Source organism: Desemzia incerta (assembly GCF_900115825.1).
Lineage (GTDB): Bacteria > Bacillota > Bacilli > Lactobacillales > Carnobacteriaceae > Desemzia > Desemzia incerta.
Genome location: NZ_FOXW01000008.1, coordinates 68375 through 86973, shown reverse-complemented (window position 1 = coordinate 86973; position 18599 = coordinate 68375). Strand labels below are relative to the sequence as shown.

Sequence of the window (18599 nt, the reverse complement as noted above, 5' to 3'; positions counted from 1 at the left end):
TGGCTCGGTAGCTCAGTTGGTAGAGCACTTGATTGAAGCTCAAGGTGTCGGCGGTTCGATTCCGTCCCGAGCCATTGTTGGAGGGGTAGCGAAGTGGCTAAACGCGGCGGACTGTAAATCCGCTCCTTCGGGTTCGGCAGTTCGAATCTGCCCCCCTCCACCATTTTAGGGGTATAGTTTAATGGTAAAACTATGGTCTCCAAAACCATCGATGTGGGTTCAATTCCTACTACCCCTGTTGTTTAAATTAAATCATGGCGATTGTGGCGAAGTGGTTAACGCACCGGCTTGTGGCGCCGGCACTCGTGGGTTCGATTCCCATCAGTCGCCCTTTTTTTTGGGCTATAGCCAAGCGGTAAGGCAAGGGACTTTGACTCCCTCATGCGCTGGTTCGAATCCAGCTAGCCCAGTTACTTAAAAATATGGCGGTATAGCCAAGTGGTAAGGCAGAGGTCTGCAAAACCTTCATCACCGGTTCAAATCCGGTTACCGCCTTATCTATAAAGATTAAAAATTGCATTATGTTATGCCGGCGTGGCGGAATTGGTAGACGCGCTGGACTCAAAATCCAGTGCCCGTTGAGGGCGTGCCGGTTCGATTCCGGCCGCCGGTATCAAAGCAAAAACTGAACTCGCTGAGTTCAGTTTTTTTTATTTTCATAATAGTATAAAAAATTTTCCACCCCATAGTAAAGCTCTGTTATACTAGGTGTAAGAAAAAGAAGAGGAGACTATGGTGATGAATAAGCGTCTTGGCAAATGGCAGATGATTGTTGGCAGCCTGATTATAATTTTGGGGGCAGTGGCTATGATCATACAACCCTTTGTGGCAGTTTTTGTAATTTTATATGGAGCTTACATTCTTTTTGTCGGATACAGAATAAAAAGTGGAGATCATCCCTTAAATAAAGATAAAAAAGAGTAAAATAAAAAAGAATCAAAACATTGTATTTAAAACTTTAAAAACCTTTAAAAGTCTATGTGACTACTAAAGGTTTTTTTATCTGGTATTTTATAGTAGATGTTAGTCATTTTAATCAGGTTCTATAAAGTTCATAAGAGATAGCATTATAGTATGAAAATTAGACCTTGTAATTAATAATAGAGGTAACACAAAAATTGTTAAATTTAAAAGTAAGCGCTTTTAATAATGTGTGTTTTCTGTTACTATGATGGTGTATTAGACGTATAAATATAATCGATGTATTTAAAGTTATATAAGTGTCAGTGAGAGTTCGACAAAGAATTTTCATTGATTGATTCTAAAAAAAGGCAGGTGAATAAAGTTGACGTAAGAAATAAGAGCAGTAAATCAACATGTTGTTTGGTGAAATGATTCCATAATACTGTAAAAAGTTAGGGGTGCAGCCATTGTCAACAAAAGATAGATTTTTAAAAAACGAAATTCGCCGATCCAATCATCTATTTTCTCCCTTACGTTCTATTGTTGAAACTTCTATGTACAGCAACAACGTCCAACCAATAACTTCGTTAGACCAAGCCTATCATACAGCTCATGATGCTATCAATACAATAGTCACTGATTTGCCAGTTAAATTTCCTGATAAATTAGGGTTACCTTCTAATGCTAAAATACTCGTAGAAAATGGGAATTCTGTAGTGGGAAGAACCGCTGCAGCTAAAAGAATATACGGAGAAAATCCTGAAGAAGATGCTAAATTAAAAACTTTAGTTCTGGATGCTATTTATGATGGAACAAAAACAAACCGATACAAGACTACAGCCTATGTTGGATTAGATCCTGAATTCATGGTAAAAGCTCATTTGACTGTACCAAAAGGGCAAGAAAACAATCTGTATTCCTGGCTGCTCAATTTTCAAGTCACTAATGAATTCTATAATGATCTATATAAGAATTCCCAAGAAATCAATGAAGGGGATATTTTGATTTACCAAGATGCAAATTGGCATCATCCTGATTACCCACTAGGATTAGCTTACTTCGATTCTGCACATAATTGCGCGATTATTCTTGGAATGAATTACTTTGGAGAATTAAAGAAAGCGACTTTAACATTGGCCTGGAATATTGCTCATAATATAGGTTATGTTTCTTGTCATGGTGGCCAGAAAAAGTTTGTATTGAAAGAAAATGAAAGTTATGTGGCTGCCTTTTTTGGATTATCTGGATCTGGGAAATCAACCTTGACACATGCTAAACACAATAATAAATATGAAGTAGAAGTATTACATGACGATGCCTTTATCATTTCATTAAAAAATGGTTCTTCTATTGCGTTGGAACCAGCTTATTTTGATAAAACTCAAGACTACCCAGCGGATCATCCTGAAGTGGATTATTTTGTGACGGTTCAAAACGTTGGTGTGACTCAGGACGAAAATGGGAATAAAGTACTGCTGACGGAAGATTTGCGCAATGGAAATGGTCGAACAATCAAATCACGGTATTCAACACCAAACCGAGTAGACAAATTCGAAGAACCGATCAACGCGGTGTTTTGGATCATGAAAGATGACTCTTTGCCGCCTGTATTGAAAATCAATGACCCGATTCTGGCCACAACTTTTGGAGCAACCTTGGCTACCAAGAGAACGACTGCTGAACGATTGAAAAAAGGAGTAGACATCAACAAACTTGTCATAGAGCCTTATGCTAATCCATTTAGAGTTTATCCGTTGATAGATGATTACAATAACTTTAAATATTTGTTTGAAGAATTAGGAACGGATTGTTACATCTTAAATACGGGCTTCTTTTTAGACCAAAAGATACCTAAAGAGGTTACACTAGGTGCTATCGAATCGATTATTGATGATACAGCTGAGTTTCAAGAGTTTGGACATTTAACAGACATCCAGTATATGGTCACTGAAGATTTTAAACCAGATTTTACAGATTCTTCTTATGTTTCATTAGTAGATGAAAGAATGAAAATGCGTGGAGAATTTATTCGAGAACAAGCCCAAAAGAATGCATTAAATGTGCTGCCTAATGAAGCTCTAAAAGCGATCTTGAGCTTAATAAACGAATCCTAAATAATGACATGAAAACGAGTTGTATGATGTAGCGATCATTCAACTCGTTATTAGTTCATCACAAAAATAACTTCTATTTTGCATAATTGTATACTGTCGTTTGGAATGGGAGGGATACCAGTGACAGATAAGATGATCGGAATAACGGAAACTGTCCTTCGAGATGCACACCAGAGCTTGATGGCTACTCGAATGTCTACCAATGATATGCTGCCTATAATTGAGAAGATGGATAAAGTAGGATATTTTTCACTGGAATGTTGGGGTGGGGCAACATTCGATGCAGCTATCCGTTTTTTAAATGAAGATCCATGGGATAGACTGAGAGAAATCCGAAAGCGTGCTCCAAACACGAAGCTGCAAATGCTGTTAAGAGGGCAAAATTTATTAGGGTATCGTCATTATGCTGACGATGTGGTAGATAAGTTTGTTGAAAAGTCAGTTGAAAATGGGATCGATATTTTTAGGATTTTTGATGCTTTGAATGATGTTCGGAATTTAGAAGCTTCTTTAAAAGCGGTGAAAAAGTACGGTGGACATGCTCAATTGACCATTTGTTATACCATCAGTGATGTGCATACCACTCCTTATTTTGTAGAATTGGCTGCAGAAATGGAAGAAATGGGAGCAAACTCTATTTGTATCAAAGATATGGCAGGAATCTTGACTCCTCATGTAGCAAAAGAACTGGTTCATGCAATCAAAAATGAGATCAGTGTACCTTTGAGTATACACACACATGCAACGAGTGGTACTTCACATATGACTTATTTAGCAGCAGTAGAAGCTGGAGCAGACATCATTGATACAGCAATCTCACCTTTTGCAGAAGGGACAAGCCAACCTCCAACAGAAACAATGGCCATTTGTTTAAATGAAGGCGAACGGAAAACAACATTAGCTGTTCCTTTATTGGAAGAAATTGCCGATTACTTCAAACCAATTCGCGACAAATATCTTGCTAATGAACTGTTGAATCCTAAAGTAATGGGCTCTGACCCAAAAGCGTTAATTTATCAAGTTCCTGGGGGGATGTTGTCTAATTTGCTGTCTCAATTAAAACAAGCTAATGCAACAGACAAGTATGATGAGGTGTTGAAAGAAGTTCCGCGTGTCCGTTCTGATTTAGGTTTTCCGCCTTTAGTTACCCCAATGAGTCAAATGGTTGGTACACAAGCAGTCTTCAATGTGTTGGCCGGTGAGCGATATAAAATGGTGCCTAATGAAATCAAAGAATATTTACGTGGTTCTTATGGGAAGACACCAGTTCCAGTCACTGAAGAATTTAGAAAGTCGATTATCCATGATGATACGGTTATTACGGATCGTCCTGCAAATCACATACCTTCTGAATTTCAGCGTTTAAAAGAAGAATTGGGGTCTCTTGCACGAACTGATGAAGATGTACTGACTTACGCACTTTTTCCGCAGGTGGGAAAAGAGTTTCTAGAAAAGAAATATCATCTGCAGGAAAAAAATGATCCAATCAATAAAGAAGATAAGAAAGAGAATGAAGTCATTCGTATTTCAGCGACTATGTAGGAAAGAGGGATAGTATGGGGGATTTTACTATCATGGATGGTGTAGTTGTTGCTGTGGTAAGTGTTTTAGTAGTTTTTTTGGTCCTGATCGGTCTCCAACTCGTTATTAACTTGTTTAAATTTTTTTCTGGAAAAAATCATGATTTACAGATGAAAATGAGTAAGGAAGATATTAAAGAAGAAAGGAATAACCAGCCTGATCAAACACCCTTTATAGATTTACCAGTAAATGAAGAACTGAAAACAGTTGCGGCTTTAACGGCGTTAATACTTGCGAATAACGATCGCCAAGATAAGCAGTATCGTATTATTTCAATCAAAAGAATACGTTAGTTTGGAGGGAAATTCATGAAACATTATGAAATCACTGTTAATGGACAAGTGTATCAAGTGGCTGTGGAAGAAGTCGATGCCGCAGCTTCCACCTCAAGTCACCAACAAACTCCTGAAAAAACACAACAAAAACCACCTCTGCAGCAGTCAACTGTTTCAGAAAAAGCTACTGTCGTTGCCCCAATGCCAGGAACGATTTTACGTGTACTGGTAAATGAAGGACAAACCATAAAAGCGGGAGCAGTACTTTGTATATTAGAAGCTATGAAAATGGAAAATGAAATTGTAGCACCAACTGATGGAGTGATTGCAAGTTTAAAAATAGCCGCTAATCAAAAAGTAGATTCGGGTGATTTATTGGTTGTAATATCATAAGGTAAGGAGGAGAAATATGTGTTAGAACCGTTAAATAAACTCATAACCTCTGCGGGATTGACCAACTTGAGTTATAAGGACATTATCATGATCCTAATTGCCTGTCTCTTTCTTTATTTGGCAATCAAAAAACAGTATGAACCTTATTTATTGCTTCCAATAGCTTTTGGTATGCTATTAGTGAATCTGCCTTTGACAAATCTGATGGTCTCAGCAACTCAGGATGCGTCGGGTGGGCTGCTGTACTATCTTTATCAAGGAACAGAATTGGGGATTTATCCTCCACTGATTTTTTTATGTCTGGGATCAACAATCGACTTCGGACCATTGATTGCAAATCCTATTACATTGTTACTTGGAGGCGCAGCTCAAGTGGGGATTTTTATTGCTTTCTTCGGGGCTTTAGCTTTTGGAATGACTCCAGAAGAAGCTTCATCCATTGGTATCATTGGAGGTGCTGACGGACCGACAGCTATTTATTTAACCAGTCAATTAGCAGAACATTTACTACCTATTGTTGCGCTAGCAGCCTATTCATATATGGCGCTAGTCCCAATTATTCAGCCACCGATCATAAGGGCATTGACCACTGAATCTGAACGGAAAATAAAAATGGAACAATTAAGACCAGTATCAAAACTTGAAAAAATCTTATTTCCAATTGTTACTACGATATTTGTTGTTTTATTAGTACCGTCTTCAGCACCGTTAATAGGGATGTTGATGTTAGGAAACTTAGTGAAAGAAAGCAATGTTGTTCCTAAAATAACAGAAACTTTGCAATCATCGTTTATGTTTATTGTAACAATATTACTAGGCATAACGGTCGGAGCTAAGGCTAACGGAGATATTCTTTTAACGGCAGAGACTCTGAAAGTAGTGGTACTCGGTTTAATTGCGTTTGCTGGAGGAACAGCAGGAGGAGTCTTGGCCGGAAAGGTGATGTGTAAATTATCGAATGGCAAGATCAATCCTATGATTGGAGCAGCAGGAGTTTCAGCGGTTCCGATGGCTGCTCGGATAGTGCAGAAAGAAGGGGTTAAAACCGATCCATCTAATTATTTATTGATGCATGCTATGGGACCAAACGTAGCGGGTGTGATAGGTTCAGCGGTTGCAGCAGGAGTATTGATGTCTTTCTTTGGCAACTAGTTGACTCCAAGGGGCAGGAGGGGTTTATTTGGAATCATTTGTGGATGGAATATCAGCTGTTAATATAGGTCAAATGGGTATGATGGCTATTGGAGCGTTGTTAATCTATTTAGGGATAAAAAAGCAATATGAACCGACGCTTCTTATACCAATGGGAATTGGAGCAATTTTAGTGAATATCCCTCATTCCGGATTGATCAGTCAGGAAATAAATGGAGTTGAACAAGAAGGAATCTTAGATGTTCTTTTTGATTTCGGAATCTCCAACGAATTGTTTCCTTTGTTGATCTTTATTGGCATTGGAGCTATGATCGATTTTGGTCCTTTATTGAAGAATCCATTTATGTTTTTATTTGGTGCGGCAGCGCAATTCGGAATCTTTTTTACTATTTTGGTCGCCATCATTTTTGGGTTCGATTTACAAGAATCTGCGACTATAGGCATTATTGGCGCTGCAGATGGACCTACTTCCATTTTTGTGAGCAATCAATTAGCTCCACATTTATTAGGCCCTATCACTGTAGCAGCGTACTCTTATATGGCTTTAGTCCCAATCATTCAACCAATTGCTATCAGAGCAGTGACGACAGAAAAAGAGCGCAAAATCAAAATGAATTACAAAGCAGAAGCCGTATCAAAGACGACTAAAATCGTTTTCCCCATTGCGGTGATTTTGATTGCTGGTTTCGTTGCTCCAGCATCATTGCCTTTAGTAGGTTTTTTGATGTTCGGCAATTTCATCCGGGAATGTGGAGTGTTGGATCGATTGAGTTCTTCAGCGCAAAATGAACTGGTCAATTTAGTCAGTATTTTATTAGGACTGACGATCTCAGTAAAAATGACAGCTGATCAATTTTTGCGGTTGGATACTTTACTGATTATTGCATTTGGATTAGTAGCCTTTGTCATGGATACAGTGGGGGGAGTTTTATTTGCCAAGTTGCTGAATCTTTTTCGAAAAGATAAAATCAATCCTATGGTTGGTGCTGCGGGTATTTCAGCTTTTCCGATGTCGGCAAGAGTGATTCAAAAAATGGCACATGAGGAAGATAATCAAAACTTTGTATTGATGTATGCCGTAGGGGCGAATGTTTCTGGACAAATCGCTTCAGTAGTAGCCGGGGGATTAGTATTGAATTTCTTTACTTAAGATACCCACAAGAAAGGGTGCAAGGAAATGTTTAATGTTGATTATGCAGCTTTAGAAAAAGGATTAGAGTTGATGGGTGTCGGTATGCTGGGGATTTTTACGGTTTTATTTATCTTGTATCTGATCAGTATAGTATTGATTAAATTATTTCCAGGAAAAGAACGTAAAGATATTGTATAGGTTAAAAATAAAGTAAAAGCCGAGCACTCAAAAAGAGGGTTCGGCTTTTACTTTTAATATTCTTCGGAAATTTTTTTCTTTCTCCGCATAGAGCTGTGATAGATCGCTTTATTAGTATACATCGTCGCTAAGCCTACTATGCCGCTGCCGGAAAAAAAGAACAGCAGAGCTGGAAATCTTAAAAGAATAATGACCAGCAACATACAGGATACTGCTAATAGCAGACTCAGTACTGGATGGCCAATCATCAACCAAAAAGCGGCCAATAATTGTTTAGGCCCAGATCCGCTTAATTTTTTGCTTAAAGGGAAGTAATACAATGCAGTTAAGCTGAACAAAATAGTCGTCATGTATAAGACATATTTGTAGATGTGCAGCCAAGATTGCGTTTGAGCTAGAAGAGTTAAAATCCAGCTGTCCAACAATAAGACGACTAAAACTCCCCATACAAGTCCGCCACCTTTATAGCTATTCCAGAAATCCTTCTTGAAAGAATGCCAAAAAAATTTTGCGGTCGAAGGTGTGTCTTCTCCTTTTGACCATAAATAAAAAAGACGAAACAAAGCATTAGTAGAGGGGATGAGTGTAACTATAGGTAGAGAACACAGCAACCACATTAGATTCGCTATAGCCAAACGAGAAATCCATTCCGTGGCAATAACGATTCCATTTGAAAAATCAAATTTTTTCATACTTGATACCCTTTCTGTAGATATGGCTAGTTACCCTTTTGTGCCTCCTGTTAAATCCATTCCTTGAATAAAGTATTTTTGAGCAAAGAAGAATAATAAAACAGTAGGAATCATGACCAAAGTGGCTCCAGCCATCAAATAATTCCATTGAGTAGAAGATTGACTTTGGAACGTTTGCAGTCCAATCTGCAAGGTATACATATCTTCATCATGAATATAAAGTAATGGTCCAAGGAAGTCGTTCCAAGCTCCGTTGAATGAAGTGATTCCAATAGTGATTAAAGCGGGTTTAGTCAAAGGAACCATCAAACGGCTCCAAACAAACAAATGATTGGCTCCATCGATTTGAGCAGCTTCTATTAATTCGTCATTGATGGATAAATAAAATTGTCGCATCAAGAAAATATTAAACGCACTCCCGAAGAAAGAGGGAACGATCAACGGTAAATACGTTCCTACCCACCCAATCTTGGTAAATAAAACATATTGAGGAATCATGGTAACAAAACTGGGAATCATCATTGTGGCTAATACAAGAGAAAACAACAGATTCTTACCAGGAAACTCAATTTTAGCAAAACCATAAGCAATAAAGGAATTAGAAACAACATTTCCTAAAACGACAAAGAAAGTAATGAATAGAGTATTACCGGCATATTTAAAGAACGGAAAAGACTCAATCGTTTCAGTATAATTTGACCACTGAAGAGTTTCAGGGAAAAAGGATGGTGGCAGCTTTACAACTTCTTCCATAGGTTTTAAAGAAGTAAAGACCATCCAAAAGAGTGGAGCTAACAGGACGATACTGACTCCAATCAATAAAAGATAAGTAATCAAGCGATTTAACTTTTGTTGTCTTTTTCTACTTTTAAAGTGTTGTTGTTTTGGGATAACTTGATCCATTTGTTTTGATGCAGTGTTCTCAATCATCCATTTCGACCTCCTCCATAATGTACCCAACGAGGAGCCAGTTTTAAGTTTACAAAGGTTAAACCTAATACGATAACAAATAAAACCATTGACATAGCCATAGCATATCCCATATCAAAAGCCACAAAAGCTTTATTCCACATGTGTAAGTTGTAGAAGAGGAGAGAGTTTGCCGGACCATTTGTGCCGCTTTCTGTCATAACATAAGCTTCTTGGAAAATTTGAAAAGCTCCAATCGTTGAAGTAACTACGTCATAAAAAATGATAGGTGTGATTAACGGTAATGTAATATGGCGGAATCTTTTAAAAGCACTCGCGCCGTCTATTTCAGCTGATTCATATAGTTGGTTAGGTACATTCTGCAAAGTAGCCAAGTATAGCAGCATAGCACCGCCGACACTCCATAGTTTCATTAAAATCAAAGCCGGCTTAGTCCATTCGGGATTAAATAACCATGCTGGACCTTCCACTCCGACCCAAGCCAGAACCGTGTTGATCAATCCAGATGTTGGGGACAGCATTTGCATCCATAAAACATATACTGCAACTCCGGATAAAATAGCTGGCAAGTAAAAAATCGTCCGAAAGACTGACATGCCTCGAACACGCTGGTTTAATAATACAGCAAGGAGCACACTCCCTACAGCCGTTAAGGGAACATTAAATAATACATAATACCCGGTATTATAAAGTGACTTCCAAAATAATTCATCTTGAGTAAACATCCTCGTGAAGTTATCAAATCCAATAAAGTCCATTTTAGATGTTAAATTGTAATTTGTTAAACTACCGTAAAAAGAAAATAGCATAGGTCCCAACATAAAAATAAGGAATCCAATAATAAAAGGGGAGACGAACAGCAGCCCCCAAAGAGCTTCTTGTTTTTTACGTTTTGATGATGATTTTTTTTGCTTTACAGCAGCAGCCAATTGATTCACCTCTTCCATGATAAGGATAAACACGGCGACAAAGAATGTCCTCTGTCACCGTGTTTATCGAACCATTTCTTTATTTGAAATTATTGATTTTGTTCAACAAGATTTTCGACAGAAGCTTGTGCAGCATCTAATGCTTCTTGTGCAGATTGATTGCCCAACATTGCCCCATCGATTTGCTCATTGACTAAAGGACTGAAGTCAGGAGCTGTTAAAGGTACTGGAGTAATGACAGTGCTCTCTAAGTTGCGGTCAGCCATCTCATAGATCATTTGTCCTTCTTCATCTAAATCAGGGTGTTCGATAAGATTAGTATTGGCTTCTTGGTTGGCCATGATATCAAAACTATTCAATCCAAATTTTTCTTGAACTTCAGTAGAAGTCAGGTATTTCATAAATTCATAAGAAGCTTCAGGATTTTCAGCCCCTTTTGGTATCTCTAAGACAAAACCACCGCCCCATGACCAGTTTCCACTTCCTTCTTCGTATTCAGGTAAAGGAGCTACTCCGAAATTAAAGTCTTCAGGAGCATTTTCAAGCAAGTTTGTGTAGTAGTTGATGTTTTGAGCACGAATACCGACTAGGCCAGAAATGAATGGATCAGCCACACCATTTCCAAATTCAGCTTCGTAAGAATTGATGGTTTCTGGACCGTAATAATCTTGCCATTCAAGAACCCATTCCAATGCTTCAACTTTTTTAGGGGTATTGATTTTTACATTGCCTTCTTTATCGAACCAGCTGACACCGTTATCGGCATTCAAAGCCCAAACATCTGCTCCAAGGTTCCATAACGGATAAAAACCGATTCTTTCCCATGAGTTTCCGTCTTTGACATCTAACGCACGAGCATATTCTTCTAATTCTTCCCATGTAGCAGGCGGTGTTTCTGGATCTAAACCAGCCTCTTCAAAAGCATCTTTGTTGTAGAACAAGACTTGGGTATCGGTATTGAACGGCAACGCATACGCATTGTCTTCGTAAAATACGGTCTCCCATAAGTGAGGGTAAAAAGTGGATTCCATTTCGTTGCCATCTTGTTCGATGTATTCTTGAATATTAGTTGATTGTTCTGCTTCAGCACGTTGCTGAACAGAGTTGATGTCTTGAACGATGACATCTGGCGGATCTCCTGCTGCAATAGAAGCTAAAGATTTTGTCCAAATATCGCCCCAAGGTTGATAAACGTATTCTACTTCTATTTCATCTTGAGAGGTATTGAAATCCTCAATGATTTCTTCAATGGCATCTCTTCTTAATCCTGATCCCCAGAAAGACCAAAATTCGATGGAGACTTTTTCACCATCCGTTCCAGCATTGTTATCTGAAGCTTCTTCATTACCACCACCGCAAGCAGTTAACAAAAGAGCAGCACCTGCTGTAAGGGTAAAAGAAAGCCATTTTTTTCTTCTTTTCACCAATATGATCACCTTGACCTTTCTGTGTATGTAATATGAGCAGCCTGAGAGATGACACCTGCTAATAAAGCGGTGTCATCAAACTAGCTTCTTTAAAATGATGATATACTATAGTTTCGAAGTATTCAAACAATTACCCTCCAGAATAGCGAAAATTACTGTCCCCATACAAGCAAAAAAACTTATACTTAAACCTTTGGATGCACAAATCAAATTGAGAACGGGAAACCAAATGCTTTAAACCAAAAACAGTTGAGGAAGCAAGTGTATATTTTTTCTTTCTTTACTATACAATATTGGATATAATTTACAGTATGAAGAACGTATTATTCTTTTAAGGAGAGCATAGAGATGGAAAAAACAACTGCAGAAAAAAAACAGCGTCTAACTGAATTGAAAGAATCATACGAGACTGTTAAAAAAAATCCGTTGCAATTAAATTTAAAAAGAGGAGTTCCCGGAAAAAATCAGCTTCAATTATCTGAACCCATGTTGACTGTACTAACGCCTGAAGATTTATACGAAGAAACCACGGCAGATTTTCGCAACTACGGTATACTGACCGGAATTCCTGAAGCTAAACAATTCTTTTCCGAAGTGTTAGGAACTGCACCGGAAGAAGTTATTGTTGGAGGAAACTCTAGTTTGCAATTGATGTATATGGTATTAGCCAGCAAGTTGTTTTTAGGACAACCTGATCGAAAATCAGCTTGGTCTCAAGAAGAGCAAATAAAATTTCTTTGTCCAAGCCCAGGATACGATAGACATTTTAATGTAACAGAAAAATTAGGATTTGAGTTGATTCCGATTCCCATGACGGATACAGGACCAGATATGGATGAAGTGGAAAGATTGACTGCCAGTGATGCTTCTATAAAAGGTATTTGGTGTGTTCCAGTGTACAGCAATCCAACAGGCACGACTTATTCGGATGAAGTGGTCGAACGATTGGCGAGTATGAAGACCTTAGCAGAAGATTTCACTATCATGTGGGATAACGCTTATGTGGTCCATCATTTAACAGAGACTAAAGATGAAGTCAAAAATCTATTAGATACGTGCAAAAAATATGGAACAGAAAAACGAGCGTGGATGTTTTGTTCAACGTCTAAGATTACTTTCCCTGGAGCGGGAGTAGCTGCACTCGCATCTTCTAAAGAAAACATTGAATGGTTTACTGAGATCCTATCTGATCAAACGATTGGATTTGATAAAGTAAATCAAAAGAGACATGTAAAATTCTTGAAGAACAAAGCTCACTTAATGAAACATATGGAAAAACATGCTGTACTCTTACAGCCGAAATTCCATAAAATAGATACATTATTATCCGAGTATTTCAAAGATGACAACATTTTGGAGTGGACGGTTCCTAATGGAGGGTACTTTGTACATTTGACTACTCAAGAGGGCTGCGCTACTCAAATAGTAGAAGCTTTAGCTGCAATCGGAGTAAGTGTAACAGAAGCGAATTCCTCTTATCCTTACAGTACCAATCCTAAAGATAACAGTATTCGATTGGCCCCGACTTCCATTCCTGTAGAAGAAGTCGAAGAAGCTGTGCAAATGATTTGTTTGTGTGCAGAGATGGTCACTCTGGAAAAAGAACTTCAATCAAACAAATAAAGTGTGTATTTTATACTGAAATGCTAGACTGATAGAGACAAGATCAGAATAAGTCGATAAAACTATTGATGAAAGCGAGTGGATGAAGATGTCTAAAGGAACTTTTTGGTTAGGAGCCGTTATTGGGGGAGCAGCTGCTTATGCGGCCGCAATGTTGTATGCACCTAAATCAGGTCAGGAATTACAAGAAGAGTTAAAAGAAAAGGCTGATTACACGAAAGAAACCGGCAAGGACTACTATGATATTGTAAAAACGAAGAGCGGAGATGTGAAAGCCATGCTCCAAGACGCATCTCATGATGTGTCGACTAGTTTTAAAGAGGCTTCTCAAAAAATCTCAGGACAAGCCAGAGTAGACGGACCTATATTAAAAGACAATCTTAAAGGTTTGACAAAGAAAAATTCGATGAGCAAAGAATTGCTTAAAGCGAATTTAAAAGCTGCTACTCATGACTTGAAGCAAACGACTACAGAATTGAAGACTGATTTAACTGAGACAGGCAGCGCCGTAAAAAACGTTGCGGGGGAACTAGCAAAACAGTCGAAACAAGAAATGAATGAAGTAAAAATTGAAAGACAAGGCGAAAGAGAATACGAGTTGTATCAAGACGCTTTTCAAGAAGAACTGGATCTAGAAAATTCTTTTAAAAATTAGCCAAAAAACACCTGCAAGACTATCCTTGCAGGCGTTTTTGAGTTCATTTTTCAATCCTCTTGTTTTTTGCCTTCTTTTGTATAGCGAATGACGGATGAATCTTTATTTTCAGCAATTTCTTTTGCACGTTTTACAGCATCGGCTTTTTTGTCAAACGTCTCACTAGGACGTTTAGCTCCTTTTGTTTTGACTGCCCACGAATCATCTTCAAAAAAAACTTCTACATCTTTATCTAATAAATCAGGGTTTGAGTGCGTTGAATCGTGACGGTCATTTTTTGACGGGTTTGCCTCTTTTTTATAGTCATTTTTTTCTTTATCAGAAGCATCCTCCATCCATTCTTTTGCTTGCGAGATCGCAATCGGGATAGCTTTATCTTCTGGATAATCATTATCCAGTAAAGCATTAGCGATGTCGATAGCTTTTTTTCGTAATAAAGGGTCAAAATTTTTAAAGGCATTTGGATAGTCGTTCATATTCCATGGCATAGGAGTCATCCTTTCAATAGAGATGTTTTTTTTAATGTACCACCGATCAATTTGAGCGGCAACTAAAAGGCTTTACCATTTGTGCAAAAAGGAATCTAGAAATATGGGTTCGTTAATGTAAACGAACATGACTTATGGTACAGTTAACGTATAAAAAGCTGAATTTTATAAAAAGATTGGCATTCTTGTGAGGAGGGAAATAATGAAAAAAGTACTTATTTTAGGCGGGACTAGATTTTTTGGACGCAAAATAGCGGATAAACTACTATCAAATGGATATCATGTAACATTTGCTACGAGAGGAAATAATAAAATTCCTCATGGAAAAAATGTCAACCATGTTATTTTAGATCGTTCTGACTCATCACACGAAGGTTGGGAGCAATTAAAACAGACTCAATGGGATGTTGTTTTAGACAATATCTGTTTTACAAAAGAAGATGCCAAATTGATCCAAGAGAAATTAGGCGGACAAGTGGAGTATTATTTATTCACTTCAACATTGGCTGTCTACAAGGGAAGTAAAGACGGCTTTAGTGAAACCGACTTTGATCCTTGGTTATTTGATATCGATTTGACAAAAAAAGTTACGTATGGAGAAGGGAAAAGACAAGCAGAAAAAGTATTGTTTGAAGATGAAGCTTTTCCTACAGCAGCTTTGAGAATTCCAATCGTACTCGATACAGATGATTACACACAGAGGCTGCATTACTACATTCGCCGTATCATGAGTGAAGAGAGCTTCCGTTTGTATCAAGCGGACGCCCGCATCAGCTTTATCAAAGGCAGTGAAGTGGCAAACGTGATGATGTGGATGATCGAAAATCATAAAACAGGTGTCTATAATGCCAGTTCCAATGAAACGATCGAATTGGAAGAACTGATGCAGCTGATTGAAAAAGCGGTTGGAAAAAAAGTAAACATCGAGTACAGTTCCAGCGATGAAGATCAGTCTCCATTCAGTCTGAAAGAAGACAGTTATTTGAAAGTTACTCGACTGGAGAAAGAACATTATCCTGTACCAGGATTGATCAGTTGGTTGAAACCGTTGATTTATGACCTGACTGCTCAGATCAAACAAGAACAAGAAACACAATAAAACAGAATATATTCATAAGGAGTTTTACAAGGTTGAAAAAGATTGAAAGAGCCAAAGCTTTTTTGCAAGACCACATGGATTTGTTTCAATGTCCTATCTGCAAAGAATCGTTTAATAAAATTGAAGGGAATAGTTTAGAGTGCAGCCAGGGTCACTCTCTAAACATTTCTAAAAAAGGAACCGTCCATTTTTTGACGAAAACCATGTCTAATGATTATACGGCAGATATGTTATCTCCGCGTTACAGAATCGCTCAAGCTGGGTTATTCAATGAAATGTTAGAAGCCGTTTACCCCCATATTGATGCAACAACAGGAACCACCATTGACATCGGCTCTGGAGAAGGGTCGCAATTAAACTATTTGTCTCAATTAGGATTGAAAGGAAAACAGATCGGGTTTGATATTTCTAAAGATGCTATTTCTTTAGCGGCGGCTCACTTTGACAATGCTTTTTGGTGTGTAGCTGATTTAGCTCAATCTCCGTTCGCAAGTGAACAGTATGACACCTTATTGAATATTTTTTCTCCATCTAATTACAAAGAATTCCATAGGATGTTGAAATCAAATGGAAAATGTTTGAAGATTGTACCAGAGGAAGAGTATCTGATTGAATTGAGAAGTTTATTGTATCGTGATAGAGAAGATAAACAAGCTTATTCGAACGATAAAGTGGTTGCAAAGTTTAGAGAACATTTTGATGATACTCAAACCGATACGATCAAATACACTTTTCCGCTGACGCTTGAGAACTACCACGACTTGATTGAAATGACGCCATTGAGTTGGGGAGCTAGTCCCGAATCGATTGATTACGCTCGTTCACATCCTCTTAAAGAAATCACGATTCATGTACGGTTATTAGTGGGAAGAAAGAATCAAATTTAAAGTCACAAAATGTACAAATTTACTTCAAGTTATTCACTTGCTTTAGTACCATCGTGATGGTATATTATTATTTATAAGCCAAACAAGTTCATTCGTTTTTATCAGTAATCCCATCAGATGTTGATAAAAGTTAATGAGTACAAAATGGCTCACCAACGTATCGTTTCGCAGTGCTGGACACCGAAGCGATACGTTTTTTTTTGTCTAAAAAAATATACCGTCGAGTATCCTAAAAAAGCAACAATGTGTTAAAATAGAATGGATTCTTATACTATGGCAACAACTAAAAGGTTGGGATTTGATATGGTCAATGGGACGGTATTAAAAGAACGGATCATCGAAGAGAGCAAGCGAATCGGCATTGATAAAATCGGTTTTACGACGGCGGAACCGTTTGATGGTTTGGAAGAAAAGTTGCGCACTCAACAAAGCAAAGGCTATCACTCTGGATTCGAGCACAAAGTCATTGAAGAACGCGTTTATCCGGAATTGATTTTTCGTCGGCCTCGATCGATCATTGCAATAGCTTTAGCCTATCCTACAAAAATGGCAGAACCTCCAGAAAGAGAAAAAGGAGTGCGCCGCGGAGAATTTGCACGTGCTTCATGGGGGCAAGATTACCACGATGTCTTGCGTGATCGAATGGACCGCTTGATAGCTTTTATTCGTGAAGCAGCTGGTGAAGAGGCGGAGTTTAAGCCTATGGTAGATACGGGTGAATTGGTGGACGTAGCCGTAGCTCAAAGAGCAGGATTAGGGTTTATTGGAAGAAATGGACTTTTAATAACAAAAGAATTTGGCAGCTATGTTTATTTAGGAGAAATCATCACTAATTTAGACTTTGAGCCAGATGAGCCTGTTCCTTTTGGATGCGGAGAATGTATGCGTTGTGTGACAGCTTGTCCCACAGGAGCACTGTTAGGCGATGGCAGAATCAATGCAAAAGAATGTCTCTCTTACCAAACGCAGACAAAAGGCATGATGGAGGAAAAGTATAGAAGAAAAATGGGACATGTCATCTATGGTTGTGATATTTGTCAAATCGTCTGTCCTTACAACAAAGGGAAAGACTTTCACTTTCATCCAGAAATGGAACCCGATCCGGAAAAAGTTCTGCCGAAACTGAAACCATTATTAACGATCAGCAATAAAGATTTTAAGCAGCAATTCGGCTCAATGGCTGGTTCTTGGAGAGGAAAGAAGCCGCTCCAAAGAAATGCGATCATTGCTTTAGGCAATAAGAGAGACCGGACAGCACTTCCGGATTTATTGCGTTGTATAGAAGAAGATATTCGCCCGGTGATTCGGGGCACTGCAGCTTGGTCTATTTCTAAGATTGTTACTAGAAGAGATGAAATGGTGCTGGAGTTTTTAAGAGAAGCTCTTGAAAAAGAAACAGATGAAGAAGCTTATCACGAAATCACTTTGGCCATTGAAGCCATAGAGAACAAAAAAGGATTTTAATCAAGTGAAGCGAACAGGAGAGAAAAGAAAGACATGACTAATCATATTGCATTATTTGAACCGCTTATTCCAGCAAACACTGGAAATATTGCTCGTACGTGTGCAGCAACAAACACACACTTGCATCTAATTGAACCTCTAGGGTTTAAAACGGATGATAAACATTTAAAACGTGCAGGACTTGATTATTGGAACGATGTAAATATCACCTATCACGCTAATCTAGAAGCATTTTTAGAAGTCAGCAAAGAAGGAGAACTGTTTTTAGTGTCCAAATTTGCCAATCGCACGTATAGCGAAGTGGATTATACAGATACTGAAAAAGACTACTACTTTTTATTTGGAAAAGAAACAACAGGATTGCCTGAGGAATTCATGAGAGCGCACGAGGATGAATGTATTCGATTGCCGATGAATGATGAACATGTACGTTCATTGAATTTATCCAATACGGCTGCGATCATGATTTACGAAGTGATGCGTCAGCAATCTTTTAATGGATTAGAACTGCAACACCATTATGAAAATGATAAAATAGATTAATGTAGAAAATACAGCAAGCGAAAGAAGAGAAATCTTTCGCTTGCTGTATTTTTTATTTTTTTAGAGCAGTATTAAAAATATTGTTATTTTATGATAAAAATTCTTGTTTAATTT

The 18599-nt window shown here is 38.1% G+C and carries 19 protein-coding genes and 7 tRNA genes; 21 read left to right on the top strand and 5 right to left on the bottom strand.

Going from position 1 to position 18599, the window contains the following annotated elements:
• Nucleotide 1: 1 nt before the first annotated feature.
• The 15 genes from BM137_RS10145 to BM137_RS11295 all read left to right on the top strand — a co-directional run bounded on the left by BM137_RS10145 (nucleotide 2) and on the right by BM137_RS11295 (nucleotide 7748).
• A tRNA-Phe gene (locus tag BM137_RS10145) sits at nucleotides 2-74 on the top strand.
• 5 nt (nucleotides 75-79) lie between these two features.
• A tRNA-Tyr gene (locus tag BM137_RS10140) sits at nucleotides 80-163 on the top strand.
• A 4-nt stretch (nucleotides 164-167) separates the two neighbouring features.
• Nucleotides 168-238: transfer RNA gene (locus BM137_RS10135), tRNA-Trp, on the top strand.
• A 19-nt stretch (nucleotides 239-257) separates the two neighbouring features.
• A tRNA-His gene (locus BM137_RS10130) sits at nucleotides 258-330 on the top strand.
• 8 nt (nucleotides 331-338) lie between these two features.
• A tRNA-Gln gene (locus BM137_RS10125) sits at nucleotides 339-410 on the top strand.
• A 14-nt stretch (nucleotides 411-424) separates the two neighbouring features.
• Nucleotides 425-495 (top strand) — tRNA-Cys (locus BM137_RS10120).
• A 33-nt stretch (nucleotides 496-528) separates the two neighbouring features.
• Nucleotides 529-613 (top strand) — tRNA-Leu (locus BM137_RS10115).
• A 125-nt stretch (nucleotides 614-738) separates the two neighbouring features.
• Nucleotides 739-924, top strand: a complete 186-nt coding sequence (locus BM137_RS10110; RefSeq protein WP_092481049.1) for a hypothetical protein — start codon at nucleotides 739-741, stop codon at nucleotides 922-924.
• Nucleotides 925-1370: 446 nt separating this feature from the next.
• Nucleotides 1371-3017 (top strand): phosphoenolpyruvate carboxykinase (ATP), encoded by a 1647-nt coding sequence (locus BM137_RS10105; RefSeq protein ID WP_425248182.1) that lies wholly within the window; start codon nucleotides 1371-1373, stop codon nucleotides 3015-3017.
• Between the two features lie 132 nt (nucleotides 3018-3149).
• Complete coding sequence (locus BM137_RS10100) at nucleotides 3150-4559, top strand: oxaloacetate decarboxylase subunit alpha (RefSeq protein WP_244887691.1); 1410 nt, start codon at nucleotides 3150-3152, stop codon at nucleotides 4557-4559.
• 32 nt (nucleotides 4560-4591) lie between these two features.
• Nucleotides 4592-4891 carry an OadG family transporter subunit gene (locus tag BM137_RS10095; protein WP_177192554.1) on the top strand — a complete coding sequence of 100 codons (300 nt, stop codon included), beginning with the start codon at nucleotides 4592-4594 and terminating at the stop codon, nucleotides 4889-4891.
• A 15-nt stretch (nucleotides 4892-4906) separates the two neighbouring features.
• Nucleotides 4907-5266, top strand: a complete 360-nt coding sequence (locus BM137_RS10090) for a biotin/lipoyl-containing protein (protein WP_092481046.1) — start codon at nucleotides 4907-4909, stop codon at nucleotides 5264-5266.
• A gap of 18 nt (nucleotides 5267-5284) precedes the next feature.
• Nucleotides 5285-6418: a sodium ion-translocating decarboxylase subunit beta gene (locus BM137_RS10085; RefSeq protein ID WP_218147517.1), complete on the top strand. Its 1134-nt coding sequence runs from the start codon at nucleotides 5285-5287 to the stop codon at nucleotides 6416-6418.
• Nucleotides 6419-6491: 73 nt separating this feature from the next.
• Nucleotides 6492-7568, top strand: coding sequence for a sodium ion-translocating decarboxylase subunit beta (locus tag BM137_RS10080; RefSeq protein WP_425248184.1), 1077 nt, complete (start codon nucleotides 6492-6494; stop codon nucleotides 7566-7568).
• 27 nt (nucleotides 7569-7595) lie between these two features.
• On the top strand, nucleotides 7596-7748 hold the full coding sequence (locus BM137_RS11295; RefSeq protein ID WP_177192553.1) for an OadG-related small transporter subunit: 153 nt from the start codon (nucleotides 7596-7598) through the stop codon (nucleotides 7746-7748).
• Nucleotides 7749-7801: 53 nt separating this feature from the next.
• Here BM137_RS11295 and BM137_RS10075 read toward each other — a convergent pair whose 3' ends face one another.
• The 4 genes from BM137_RS10075 to BM137_RS10060 form a co-directional block, all read right to left on the bottom strand.
• Nucleotides 7802-8440, bottom strand: a complete 639-nt coding sequence (locus BM137_RS10075; protein ID WP_092481044.1) for a YesL family protein — start codon at nucleotides 8438-8440, stop codon at nucleotides 7802-7804.
• 30 nt (nucleotides 8441-8470) lie between these two features.
• Nucleotides 8471-9217, bottom strand: a complete 747-nt coding sequence (locus BM137_RS10070; protein WP_425248183.1) for a carbohydrate ABC transporter permease — start codon at nucleotides 9215-9217, stop codon at nucleotides 8471-8473.
• Between the two features lie 149 nt (nucleotides 9218-9366).
• Nucleotides 9367-10191, bottom strand: a complete 825-nt coding sequence (locus tag BM137_RS10065; RefSeq protein ID WP_177192557.1) for a carbohydrate ABC transporter permease — start codon at nucleotides 10189-10191, stop codon at nucleotides 9367-9369.
• Between the two features lie 197 nt (nucleotides 10192-10388).
• Complete coding sequence (locus BM137_RS10060) at nucleotides 10389-11723, bottom strand: ABC transporter substrate-binding protein (RefSeq protein ID WP_177192552.1); 1335 nt, start codon at nucleotides 11721-11723, stop codon at nucleotides 10389-10391.
• A gap of 351 nt (nucleotides 11724-12074) precedes the next feature.
• Here BM137_RS10060 and BM137_RS10055 point away from each other — a divergent pair, with 351 nt between their 5' ends.
• Both BM137_RS10055 and BM137_RS10050 read left to right on the top strand, forming a co-directional pair.
• Nucleotides 12075-13349 (top strand): aspartate aminotransferase type Ic, encoded by a 1275-nt coding sequence (locus BM137_RS10055; RefSeq protein WP_092481041.1) that lies wholly within the window; start codon nucleotides 12075-12077, stop codon nucleotides 13347-13349.
• Between the two features lie 82 nt (nucleotides 13350-13431).
• Nucleotides 13432-14004 carry a YtxH domain-containing protein gene (locus BM137_RS10050; protein WP_143084255.1) on the top strand — a complete coding sequence of 191 codons (573 nt, stop codon included), beginning with the start codon at nucleotides 13432-13434 and terminating at the stop codon, nucleotides 14002-14004.
• Between the two features lie 50 nt (nucleotides 14005-14054).
• On the opposite strand, the gene BM137_RS10045 is transcribed toward BM137_RS10050, so the two are convergent.
• Nucleotides 14055-14492, bottom strand: a complete 438-nt coding sequence (locus BM137_RS10045; RefSeq protein ID WP_092481040.1) for a DUF2188 domain-containing protein — start codon at nucleotides 14490-14492, stop codon at nucleotides 14055-14057.
• 202 nt (nucleotides 14493-14694) lie between these two features.
• Here BM137_RS10045 and BM137_RS10040 point away from each other — a divergent pair, with 202 nt between their 5' ends.
• From BM137_RS10040 to trmL, 4 genes are all read left to right on the top strand, one after another.
• Nucleotides 14695-15591, top strand: coding sequence for an NAD-dependent epimerase/dehydratase family protein (locus BM137_RS10040; RefSeq protein WP_092481039.1), 897 nt, complete (start codon nucleotides 14695-14697; stop codon nucleotides 15589-15591).
• Between the two features lie 32 nt (nucleotides 15592-15623).
• Nucleotides 15624-16478 (top strand): methyltransferase domain-containing protein, encoded by an 855-nt coding sequence (locus BM137_RS10035; protein WP_092481038.1) that lies wholly within the window; start codon nucleotides 15624-15626, stop codon nucleotides 16476-16478.
• 273 nt (nucleotides 16479-16751) lie between these two features.
• Nucleotides 16752-17942 carry a tRNA epoxyqueuosine(34) reductase QueG gene (gene queG, locus BM137_RS10030; RefSeq protein ID WP_244887690.1) on the top strand — a complete coding sequence of 397 codons (1191 nt, stop codon included), beginning with the start codon at nucleotides 16752-16754 and terminating at the stop codon, nucleotides 17940-17942.
• A 33-nt stretch (nucleotides 17943-17975) separates the two neighbouring features.
• Nucleotides 17976-18485 carry a tRNA (uridine(34)/cytosine(34)/5-carboxymethylaminomethyluridine(34)-2'-O)-methyltransferase TrmL gene (gene trmL, locus BM137_RS10025; RefSeq protein ID WP_092481036.1) on the top strand — a complete coding sequence of 170 codons (510 nt, stop codon included), beginning with the start codon at nucleotides 17976-17978 and terminating at the stop codon, nucleotides 18483-18485.
• The last annotated feature ends 114 nt before the right edge of the window (nucleotides 18486-18599 follow it).

Bases quoted from the DNA above. Each gene is read 5' to 3' on its own strand.
- BM137_RS10110 (WP_092481049.1), top strand. From the start codon at position 739: ATGAATAAGCGTCTTGGCAAATGGCAGATGATTGTTGGCAGCCTGATT.
- BM137_RS10100 (WP_244887691.1), top strand. From the start codon at position 3,150: ATGATCGGAATAACGGAAACTGTCCTTCGAGATGCACACCAGAGCTTG.
- BM137_RS10095 (WP_177192554.1), top strand. From the start codon at position 4,592: ATGGATGGTGTAGTTGTTGCTGTGGTAAGTGTTTTAGTAGTTTTTTTG.
- BM137_RS10090 (WP_092481046.1), top strand. From the start codon at position 4,907: ATGAAACATTATGAAATCACTGTTAATGGACAAGTGTATCAAGTGGCT.
- BM137_RS10080 (WP_425248184.1), top strand. From the start codon at position 6,492: ATGGGTATGATGGCTATTGGAGCGTTGTTAATCTATTTAGGGATAAAA.
- BM137_RS11295 (WP_177192553.1), top strand. From the start codon at position 7,596: ATGTTTAATGTTGATTATGCAGCTTTAGAAAAAGGATTAGAGTTGATG.
- BM137_RS10075 (WP_092481044.1), bottom strand. From the start codon at position 8,440: ATGAAAAAATTTGATTTTTCAAATGGAATCGTTATTGCCACGGAATGG.
- BM137_RS10070 (WP_425248183.1), bottom strand. From the start codon at position 9,217: ATGGTCTTTACTTCTTTAAAACCTATGGAAGAAGTTGTAAAGCTGCCA.
- BM137_RS10065 (WP_177192557.1), bottom strand. From the start codon at position 10,191: ATGTTGGGACCTATGCTATTTTCTTTTTACGGTAGTTTAACAAATTAC.
- BM137_RS10055 (WP_092481041.1), top strand. From the start codon at position 12,075: ATGGAAAAAACAACTGCAGAAAAAAAACAGCGTCTAACTGAATTGAAA.
- BM137_RS10050 (WP_143084255.1), top strand. From the start codon at position 13,432: ATGAAGATGTCTAAAGGAACTTTTTGGTTAGGAGCCGTTATTGGGGGA.
- BM137_RS10045 (WP_092481040.1), bottom strand. From the start codon at position 14,492: ATGCCATGGAATATGAACGACTATCCAAATGCCTTTAAAAATTTTGAC.
- BM137_RS10040 (WP_092481039.1), top strand. From the start codon at position 14,695: ATGAAAAAAGTACTTATTTTAGGCGGGACTAGATTTTTTGGACGCAAA.
- queG (WP_244887690.1), top strand. From the start codon at position 16,752: ATGGCAACAACTAAAAGGTTGGGATTTGATATGGTCAATGGGACGGTA.
- trmL (WP_092481036.1), top strand. From the start codon at position 17,976: ATGACTAATCATATTGCATTATTTGAACCGCTTATTCCAGCAAACACT.